This is a genomic window from Tissierella sp. (assembly GCF_052089545.1).
Classification (GTDB): Bacteria; Bacillota; Clostridia; order Tissierellales; family Tissierellaceae; genus Tissierella_A.
In genome coordinates this window covers 1-973 of the sequence record NZ_JBQDAA010000137.1, presented here as the reverse complement: position 1 = coordinate 973, position 973 = coordinate 1, and the positions used below count along the sequence as shown (strand labels likewise).

At 24.6% G+C, this 973-nt stretch carries 1 protein-coding gene and 1 pseudogene; both read left to right on the top strand.

Features of this window, described 5'->3' with window-relative positions:
* Positions 1-277: pseudogene (locus ACTHW2_RS09550) on the top strand (hypothetical protein); the annotation flags it as partial.
* Between the two features lie 60 nt (positions 278-337).
* Positions 338-928 (top strand): BofC C-terminal domain-containing protein, encoded by a 591-nt coding sequence (locus ACTHW2_RS09545; protein ID WP_442263706.1) that lies wholly within the window; start codon positions 338-340, stop codon positions 926-928.
* The last annotated feature ends 45 nt before the right edge of the window (positions 929-973 follow it).

Sequence of the window (973 nt, the reverse complement as noted above, 5' to 3'; positions counted from 1 at the left end):
GACTAAAAGTATTTTAGAAGAAACCATAGAAAAATATGCTGAGAACATATTAAAACCTAAGGTTTTAAATTTAAATAAATATTTAGACAAGCAATTATCGATAGAATATCAATCTAAACCCCCTTACTTTAAGGATGAAGAAAGTCTTTTAACTTTAGATGAATTGAAAGCAGTGTATAAAGAAGTTAGAAAGATAATAACTAGAAATGTTAATAAGATATACAATGACTCATATTGGAACGGATTAAATGACAGACTTATTATGAGATATAAATAAGTATATAATATAGCATATATGGAAATAATATTCCACTAGATAGTAATCTGGAGGGATATTATGAAAAAAAATAGATTTTTAATAATATTAACTATTTCTGTTGGTCTTTTTTTGCTTAGTTTTTCACTTAGTTATCAGCTCATAACTAATAAATCAGAAGATAATAAAATAGCTAAAATAGAAAACAATAAACTGGAAAACGATGATAAAAATGTTGAAATAATTAAAGAGGAAGAAAAAGTATCACCTAATACGATTATTGAGCAAAGAATTTTATATAAAGAATGTGGTGATCTTATAGTAACAAATCAGACTCCTAGTACAGATATTATAAATATGACAAAAGAAAAATATGAAAATTATTTAACTAATAAAAAACCTTTTTTAAGAGTAATCTCTTTTTCAAGTAATAAGATTGTAACTTGGGGTGAAAAAGAACATTTATGTAATAAGCATTTTATTATTGGAGAAGAAGATGGTAAAATAGCTGTATTTAAAATTGGAGAAGATGGTGAAAGACTTCTTCATAAAATCTTCGTTGACTATCCAGTAGAATTATTAATGGAATTAGACCGAGATGAAATAAAAAAAGGAATAAGAGTAGATAGTGAAGAGGAATTATCTGATGTTTTAGAAAACTTTATTTCTTAACTAGGTTAGTAAACTAACTTAGTTTTTTTCTTTATATATGGTATA